The organism is Streptomyces sp. NPDC127190 (genome assembly GCF_042672505.1).
Classification (GTDB): Bacteria; Actinomycetota; Actinomycetes; order Streptomycetales; family Streptomycetaceae; genus Streptomyces.
On record NZ_JBHXVE010000003.1, the window covers coordinates 201382 to 206978 of the forward strand.

General features: G+C 75.3%; 5 protein-coding genes. 2 read left to right on the forward strand and 3 right to left on the reverse strand.

The annotated features are described in order from the left end of the window. Together ACFVIU_RS06660 and ACFVIU_RS06665 are read right to left on the reverse strand one after the other, a co-directional pair. Nucleotides 1-620, reverse strand: a 620-nt coding sequence (locus ACFVIU_RS06660) for a DUF6328 family protein (protein ID WP_385841055.1), incomplete at its 3' end; no start/stop codon positions are given. A 43-nt stretch (nucleotides 621-663) separates the two neighbouring features. Then, complete coding sequence (locus ACFVIU_RS06665) at nucleotides 664-1647, reverse strand: aldo/keto reductase (RefSeq protein ID WP_385841056.1); 984 nt, start codon at nucleotides 1645-1647, stop codon at nucleotides 664-666. Nucleotides 1648-1780: 133 nt separating this feature from the next. Here ACFVIU_RS06665 and ACFVIU_RS06670 point away from each other — a divergent pair, with 133 nt between their 5' ends. Together ACFVIU_RS06670 and ACFVIU_RS06675 are read left to right on the forward strand one after the other, a co-directional pair. Then, a complete protein-coding gene (locus ACFVIU_RS06670) occupies nucleotides 1781-3520 on the forward strand; it encodes a cholesterol oxidase substrate-binding domain-containing protein (protein ID WP_385841057.1) in 1740 nt (579 codons plus the stop codon). 50 nt (nucleotides 3521-3570) lie between these two features. Continuing rightward, nucleotides 3571-4029, forward strand: coding sequence for an archease (locus tag ACFVIU_RS06675; protein WP_385841058.1), 459 nt, complete (start codon nucleotides 3571-3573; stop codon nucleotides 4027-4029). 29 nt (nucleotides 4030-4058) lie between these two features. Here the strand turns inward: ACFVIU_RS06675 and ACFVIU_RS06680 are convergent, their stop codons facing one another. Beyond that, the gene (locus tag ACFVIU_RS06680; RefSeq protein WP_385841059.1) at nucleotides 4059-5471 is read right to left on the reverse strand and encodes an RtcB family protein; all 1413 of its coding nucleotides are present in this window, start codon (nucleotides 5469-5471) and stop codon (nucleotides 4059-4061) included. Nucleotides 5472-5597: the final 126 nt, after the last annotated feature.

Here is a 5597-nt window from a genome sequence, read left to right on the forward strand (position 1 = left end):
GGCGGCGGGGCGGCGCGGGCGGGGGGGGCGGGGGCGCGGGGCGGGGGGGGGGGGGGCGCGGGCGCGCCCCCCCCCCCCCCCCGCGCGCCCCCCCCCCGCCCCGCCCCCCCCCCGGAACTCCCGGGCCCGTCGCCGACACTGGTCGTGTGCCGGTGGCGGGCCCACAGGGGCAGGCCGAACCAGCACGTCAGGTACCAGGCGACGACCGCGGTCACCAGGTACGGCACATAGGAGCCGTGCGTGGCCACGCGGAGGATGAGCAGCAGCGCCGAGGTCATGGTGGTGAGCAGCAGCACCAGGCCGACCAGGGTCATCCGGGACGCCAGCCGCACCGCCTCCGGCTTGACCCGGCGGCCGGAGACCAGGCGGTGCAGGGAGACCGGGCCGACCAGGGCGCCGGTCGTGCAGGCGCCCAGGAGGACGGTCACGATGTAGATGACCTGGTCCACGTGGGGCAGCATGGTGTACTTCGGGTAGAAGACGACGGTGAGCAGGAAGCCGAAGAGGATCTGCACACCGGTCTGGGCCACGCGGACTTCCTGGATGAGCTCGCCCCACATCCGGTCGGCCCGCTCCTCCTCGGTCTCGTTCCGCCCTCTGCGCCGCCCGTCCTGCGTCATGCGGTGCGTGTAACCGGCCGGCCGTCCCTTCAAACGAGCCTCCTCACCAGCGGTGCTCCACCTGTTCCCGGATGCGCCGCTCGTACAGGTCGCGGATCGCGGCGAAGGTCTCCTCGGGCAGCGGCGGCAGCTTGGCGGCGGCCGCGTTGGCGCGGGCCTGGCCGGGGTTGCGGGCCCCGGGGATGACGGTCGTCACGCCGTCCTGTTCGATGATCCACCGCAGCGCCAGCTGCGCCGGGGTGTAGCCCTCGGGGGCGAGCGCGGCGAACTCGGCGGCGGCCTCGACGCCGGAGGCGTAGTCGACTCCGGAGAAGGTCTCGCCCTGGTCGAAGGCCTCGCCGTGCCGGTTGAAGGTGCGGTGGTCGTTGGCGGCGAACACGGTGTCCGCGGTGTACTTGCCGGACAGCAGGCCGGAGGCGAGCGGCACCCGCGCGATGATGCCGACGCCGGCCTTCTTCGCCGCCGGAAGCACCTCGTACAGCGGCTTCATACGGAACGGGTTGAGGATGATCTGGACGCTGGCCACGTTGGGCCGGGCGATGGCCGTCAGCGCCTGCGCGCAGGTCTCCACGCTGACCCCGTAGGCGGCGACGCGCTCCTCCTCGACCAGGGTGTCCAGGGCGTCGAACACCTCGTCCGAGGAGTAGACGGGCGTCGGCGGGCAGTGCAGCTGCACCAGGTCGATGCGGTCGACGCCGAGGTTGCGGCGCGAACGGTCGTTCCACGCACGGAAGTTGTCCAGCACGTAGTTCTCGGGGAGCTGCTCGACCCGGCGGCCCATCTTGGTGGCCACCAGCACATGCAGATCGGGCCGGCCGCGCAGGAAGCCGGCGATGGTCTCCTCGCTGCGTCCGTCGCCGTACACATCGGCCGTGTCGAAGAAGGTGACCCCCGACTCGGCGGCCGCCTCCAGGACGGCGCGGGCCTCCTTGTCGTCCACCTCGCCCCAGTCGGCACCCAGCTGCCAGGTGCCGAGTCCGACGACCGATGCCCACTGACCCGACCTGCCGATCACGCGTTCGTCCATGACATCAGTGTGGCATCCGGCGGCGCGCTCCGCGGAACGGGCCGCTCCGCCGAGCACCGACGAGAATCACCCGAACGAGTGATCCGGTGTGCCGTGGGCCGGCAGAGTGCCGGGCGGCGCCTAGCGTGACCGTGTGATCGATCATTCCCTGGGCGACGCCAACTCCCCTTCACCGGAATCGACTTCCGGCTCCGTCGGCCGCCGTGGTCTGCTGCGCGGCGCCGCCGCCCTGGCCGCCGTACCGGTGCTGCTCGCGGCCGATCCGGCGGTGGCCGCGGCCGAACTTCCGGGGTTCCCGGCCGAGGTGGCGCTCTACCGGTCGGCCTACCGCAACTGGGCGGGTGAGATCACCGCCGACGGGCTGTGGGCCTGCGCCCCGGGCGGGCCGGAGCAGGCGCTCGCCGTCGTCAACTGGGCCTGGCGGAACGGGTGGCGGGTGCGGGCCCGGGGTGCTGCGCACGGCTGGTCGCCGCTCACCGTCACCGAGGGCACGACGACACGGAACCGGGTCCTGCTGGTCGACACGGCGCCCCGGCTGACCCGGCTCGCCCTGGACTCGCCGACGGCGGTCCGCGCGGGCGCGGGCGTCACCCTGGAGACCCTGCTCACCTTTCTGGAGGGCCATGGGCTGGGGCTCACCGCGGCTCCCGCGCCGGGCGATCTGACCCTGGGCGGCGCCCTGGCGATCGGCGCGCACGGCACCGCCGTACCGGCCGCCGGCGAGGAGCCCCCGCCCGGCACCGCCTACGGCTCGCTGAGCAACCGGGTGCTGGAGCTGACGGCGGTGGTGTGGGACGCGGCCGCCGGGTCCTATGTGCTGCGCACCTTCCGCCGCGGGGAGGCGGACACCGCCGCGCTCCTCACCCATCTGGGCCGGTCCCTGGTGACCGAGGCGGTGCTGCGGGTCGGCCCCGACACCCGGCTGCGGTGTGTCAGCCGGACCGATGTCCCGGCCCGGGAGCTGTTCGCGGCGCCCGGGTCCGGCGGGCGGACCCTGGAGAGTTTCCTGCACCGCTCGGGCCGGGTGGAGGCGATCTGGTTCGCCTTCACCGAGCACCCGTGGCTGAAGGAGTGGAGTGTCGCCCCGGTCCGCCCGGCGGGCTCGCGGCACGTCACCTCGCCGTACAACTACCCCTTCTCCGACAGCGTGCCGACGCCCGTCGCCGATCTGGTCGGGCGGCTGTTCTCCGGCGCCGCCTGGTATCTGGCGCCGGTGCTGGGCCAGGCCCAGCTGACCGCCGCCCGGCTGGGGCTCGCGGCCACCTTCTCCGCCGATCTGTGGGGGCCGTCGAAGAACACGCTGCTGTACATCCGGCCGACCACCCTGCGGGTGACCGCGAGCGGGTACGCGGTACTGACCCGGCGGTCCGGCGTGCAGCGGGTGGTGCACGAGTTCACCCGGTTCTACCGGGAGCGGCTGGCCGCGTACGCGGCCCGCGGCCGCTTCCCGGTGAACGGCTCGGTGGAGATCCGGGTGACCGGCCTGGACGACCCCGCGGCCACCGGCGTCCCGGGCGCGCAGGCCCCGCTGCTGTCGGCCGTACGGCCGGACCCGGCCCACCCCGAGTGGGACACCGCGGTGTGGCTGGACGTGCTGACCCTGCCCGGCACCCCGTACGCGGGGGCGTTCCAGCGGGAGCTGGAGCGGTTCCTGCTCGACAGGTACGACGGCGGGTACGCCCGCACCCGGGTGGAGTGGTCCAAGGGCTGGGCGTACACGGCGGACGACGCCTGGCGGGATCCGGACGTGCTCGGCACCGACGTGCCCGGCTCCTTCGGTCCCCGGACCTGGGCCCGGGCGGTGACCACGCTGGACCGGCTGGACCCGCACCGGGTCTTCGGCAACGGCTTCCTGGACCGGCTGCTGCGCTGACCACCGCCCGGACGCGGGTACCCGGCCCGAGGGCAAGGATCGGGGCGGCCATGGCAGGTGACACCGGCGGCGGTGCGCGCGGGCGGCGCGGGGGCGCGAGCGGCCACTGCGCGATGCCGCACACCGCCGACACCCTCCTGCACGCGTGGGGCCCCAGCCGGGAGCGCTGCCTCGCCGAGGCCGTGCACGCCCTGGTGGAGACCTTCGCCGAGGTGGCGGACGTGCGGCCGGTCACCGGGGGCCGGGTCCGGCTCGGCCCGGCCGAGGACGAGGAGCTGCTGGTCGCGCTGCTGGACGAGGTCGTCTTCCGGCTGGAGGTGGCGGGGCTGGTCCCGGTCGGCGTGGACGTGGAGCCTGTCGGCGCCGGAGTGCTGGAGGCGCGGCTGTCCCTGGCCCGCCTCGCGGACGTCACCGTCGTCGGTGCCGCCCCCAAGGGCGTCTCCTGGCAGAACCTGCGGATCGGCCCGGACGCCCACGGCTGGTCCTGCGCGGTGATCGTGGACGTGTGACCGGCGCCCCAGGGCCGGGACCCGCCCGGTCAGCCCTTCACCACCCCGAGCGGCACCAGCCGGGCGACCTTCCGGCACAGGCCGGCGCCCTCGCTCGCGGCGACGACGGCGTCGACGTCCTTGTACGCCTCCGGCGCCTCCTCCGTCAGACCGCGCCAGGACCGGGGGCGCGCGGCCACCCCGGCGCCGCGCAGCCGGGCCCGCAGCTGGCTGCCGGTGATGGTGCGGGCGGCCTGGTGGCGGCTCATGGTGCGGCCCGCGCCATGGCAGGTGGAGTGGAAGGCGTCGCCCCCGGGCACGCCGGTCAGCACGTACGAGGCGGTGCCGAGGGTGCCGGGGATGAGCACCGGCTGTCCGAACTCCCGGATGTCCTCGGGGAGTTCGGGGTGGCCGGGCGGGAAGGCGCGGGTGGCGCCCTTGCGGTGCACGCACAGCCGGCGCCGCTCGCCGTCCACCGTGTGCGGCTCGATCTTGGCGAGGTTGTGGGAGACGTCGTACACCAGCGACAGCCGGGCGCCCAGGGCGCGCCGGAAGACCGTGCGCGCCGCGTCGGACAGCAGTTGCCGGTTGGCGCGGCCGTAGTTGGCGGCCGCCGCCATCGCGCCGAGGTACGCCCGGCCCTCCGCCGAGTCCACCGGGGTGCAGGCCAGCTGCCGGTCGGGCACGGTGATGCCGTACCGGGTCATGGCGCGGTCCATCAGCCGTACATGGTCGGTGCAGATCTGGTGCCCGAGCCCGCGCGAGCCGCAGTGGATCATCACGCAGACCTGTCCCGGTCCGATCCCGAAGGCGGCGGCGGCCCGGTCGTCGTACACCTCGGCGACCCGCTGCACCTCCAGGAAGTGGTTGGCGGAGCCCAGGCTGCCCACCTGGCCGAGGCCGCGTTCCCGGGCCCGCTCCCCGACCTGGGCCGCGTCGGCGTCGGCGACCGCGCCGCCGTCCTCGCACCGCAGCAGGTCGCGTTCCTCGCCCAGGCCGCGCTCCACGGCGTAGCGGGAGCCGCCGGTGAGCAGCCTTTCCAGCTCGCCGGGGCGGTCCGGCCGCCATACGCCGCCGGGCCCGGCCCCGCGCGGGATCGCCCGGTCCAGGCCGTCCATGACGGCGGTCAGCGCGGGGCGGAGCGCCGCGCCGTCGCAGTCGGCGGCGAGCAGCCGCACCCCGCAGGAGATGTCGAAGCCGACGCCGCCCGGCGAGACCACCCCGCCGGCGTCGACGTCGGTCGCGGCGACCCCGCCGATGGGGAAGCCGTAGCCCCAGTGGATGTCCGGCATGGCGTACGAGGCGGTGACGATCCCGGGCAGCTCGGCCACGTGCACGACCTGCTCCAGGGACTGGTCGGCGTCCGCGAGCAGGCCTGGGGAGGCGAACACCACGCCGGGCACCCGCATGCCGGCGTGCGGTGCGATGCGGTAGCGGAAGGGGCCTTCCTGGACCAGTTCCATCTCGACCTCCGCCCCGGTACGGCCCGGCGTCCGCACACCGCCGGGGGGGGGGCGGGGCGGCGCCCCCCCGGCGGGGGGGGGGCGCGGAACCCCGGGGGGGGGGGGGGGGACCAGGGGGGGGGGGCC

Bases quoted from the DNA above. Each gene is read 5' to 3' on its own strand.
- ACFVIU_RS06665 (WP_385841056.1), bottom strand. From the start codon at position 1,647: ATGGACGAACGCGTGATCGGCAGGTCGGGTCAGTGGGCATCGGTCGTC.
- ACFVIU_RS06675 (WP_385841058.1), top strand. From the start codon at position 3,571: ATGGCAGGTGACACCGGCGGCGGTGCGCGCGGGCGGCGCGGGGGCGCG.
- ACFVIU_RS06680 (WP_385841059.1), bottom strand. From the start codon at position 5,471: ATGGAACTGGTCCAGGAAGGCCCCTTCCGCTACCGCATCGCACCGCAC.